Source organism: Neobacillus drentensis (genome assembly GCF_036965425.1).
GTDB lineage: Bacteria > Bacillota > Bacilli > Bacillales > Cytobacillaceae > Neobacillus > Neobacillus drentensis_F.
Map to the genome: position 1 here is coordinate 1 of NZ_JBALPP010000049.1, position 2407 is coordinate 2407.

The following is a 2407-nucleotide window of genomic DNA, read 5'->3' on the forward strand; positions in this document are numbered from 1 at the left end:
AGAATTATTTGAATATTTTTATATTAAAAAAATATCTTTTCAAAATAATATTCATGTGTTATTATTCGTTCTGTTGAATAAAAATTCAAGTTGTTATAAAAAAATACCTTTTAAATATAGGAGGAGACATCATGAAAAAGACAATCTTATCATTAACTCTTATCTTAACTTTAGTTGTTTTAGCTGCATGCGGCCAAACTAATAAGGACGGAGCAAATGGAGGAAAAACTACAGACAAAAAAGTATTAACGATGGCAACATCTGCTGATTTTGCTCCATTTGAATCAAGAGATCCATCTGGCAAGGTTGAAGGTTTTGATATTGACTTAGCGAATGCAATTGCAAAGGAATTAGGTTATAAATTAGAGATTAAAGACATGAAGTTTGATGGCTTAATCGGTGCCTTACAGGCTAAGCGTGTAGATATGGTTCTTGCAGGTATGTCGGCAACAGAAAAGCGCAAGAAAAATGTTGATTTTTCAACTCCTTATAACCATTCAGGTGAAATGTTCTTAACATTAAAGGATGCTAATATTAAAACACTTGATGATCTAAAAGGAAAAATAGTTGGGGTTCAGCTTGGGACAATCCAAGAAGAAGGTGCAAAAACCCTGCAAAAACAGGTGGATTTCACTCTTAAGCCATTAGATAATGCAACTACTTTAATTCAAGAGTTATTATCACACCGAATTCAAGTCGCTTATTTAGATAAATCAGTTGCTACAGGCTACATTAAGGAACAAGGCTTAGCTGGATTTGATGATCCAACAACAAGTTCTCCAGGGATGGCCGTTGCATTTCCTAAAGGCAGTGACATGATTGACGATGTAAATAAGGTTCTTAAAAACATGGAGGATAACGGAAAACTCCAAGAATTAAAAGATAAGTGGTTAAAAGACCAACAATAATTAAAATATTGAAGTGAGGTGTAAGGCATGAATTTGGATTTTAGCCAAATTGTGCCTTATATTCCTTTTATCCTAAAAGGAATATGGGTTACATTAAAATTTGTTATCATTGCGATTATTTTTGGATTTCTCCTTGGAACAATTTTATCTTTGTTTAAGATTTCAAGTAATAAGGCATTAAATTGGATTGGCAAGGTATACACATCTATTTTTCGTGGTACTCCGTTAATTTTGCAATTAATGTTAATATATTTTGCCATTCCACAATTAACAGGCTATGACATTCAGCCATTCTTAGCATCGATCTTGGCTTTTGGCTTAAATTCAGCTGCATATGTTTCAGAGATTATCAGAGCAGGTATTCAGGCAGTTGATAAGGGACAAACCGAAGCTGCCCAAGCGCTTGGAGTTCCTTACCGTTTAATGATGAAGGATATCATCCTGCCCCAAGCGTTTAAAAATATTTTACCTGCACTCATGAATGAATTTGTCACTTTGACTAAGGAATCGGCACTGGTCTCTACAATAGGCTATTTAGACCTTATGCGCCGAGCTCAGGTAGTGGGGGCAGATACGTATCGGAATTTTGAACCATTGATCTTTGTAGGTTTAATCTATTGGTTAATGATAATGGTACTGACAACGCTGGGACGAATAGTTGAAAGGAGGATGAAGTTCAGTGATTAAAGTGGAAAACCTCTATAAACAATTCGGAGAAAACGAAGTCTTAAAAAATATTTCTACCCATATTGACAGCGGGGAAGTTGTCTCCATTATTGGACCTTCAGGTTCCGGTAAGTCCACCTTTCTTCGTTGTTTGAATATGTTAGAAACACCTTCGCAAGGAAAGGTCTGGGTCAATAATCAGGAGATTACTGATAAGAAAACGAATATAATGAAGGTTCGGGAACAAATCGGTATGGTTTTTCAGCACTTTTATTTATTTCCCCATTTGACAGTTCTGGAAAACTTAACTTACGCACCGATGAAGGTTAAAGGGGAATCCAGGGAAACTGCTGAAAAAAAAGCTCGGGAATTGCTGGCTAAAGTTGGTCTATCCGAAAAAGAAACAGCATATCCAAATAATTTGTCAGGCGGACAGAAGCAGCGTGTTGCCATTGCTCGTGCTCTGGCAATGGAACCAAAGCTGATGCTGTTTGATGAACCTACTTCAGCGCTTGACCCGGAAATGGTAAAAGAAGTATTAAACGTTATGAAGGACCTGGCACAATCTGGAATGACCATGGCCATCGTAACCCATGAAATGGGATTTGCGCGGGAGGTTTCTGACCGCATCATGTTTCTTGATGAGGGGAAATTACTAGAAGAAGGCACTCCGAATGAATTTTTTAATAATCCTCGTACAACCAGAGCAAAAGACTTTCTGGAAAAAGTGTTATAATTATATAAATGAAGTTAAAAGATGGTCATATTGATCATCTTTTTATTTAGGCTAAATTAAAGGCAATTGTTGATGTTAAACACAGTTGATTGGAGCG

3 protein-coding genes are annotated in these 2407 nt (G+C 36.4%); all 3 read left to right on the top strand.

Annotated features, from left to right (window positions below; genetic code table 11):
• The first annotated feature begins 131 nt into the window (after nucleotides 1–131).
• The 3 genes from V7161_RS13840 to V7161_RS13850 are packed head-to-tail and all read left to right on the top strand — an operon-like array spanning nucleotide 132 to nucleotide 2310.
• Nucleotides 132–908, top strand: a complete 777-nt coding sequence (locus V7161_RS13840) for an ABC transporter substrate-binding protein (protein WP_335445748.1) — start codon at nucleotides 132–134, stop codon at nucleotides 906–908.
• Between the two features lie 27 nt (nucleotides 909–935).
• Complete coding sequence (locus V7161_RS13845; RefSeq protein WP_335445750.1) at nucleotides 936–1595, top strand: amino acid ABC transporter permease; 660 nt, start codon at nucleotides 936–938, stop codon at nucleotides 1593–1595.
• Entirely contained in the window at nucleotides 1588–2310 is a 723-nt protein-coding gene (locus tag V7161_RS13850) for an amino acid ABC transporter ATP-binding protein (protein WP_335445752.1), read from the top strand. The genes V7161_RS13845 and V7161_RS13850 overlap by 8 nt, the downstream gene beginning before the upstream one ends.
• The last annotated feature ends 97 nt before the right edge of the window (nucleotides 2311–2407 follow it).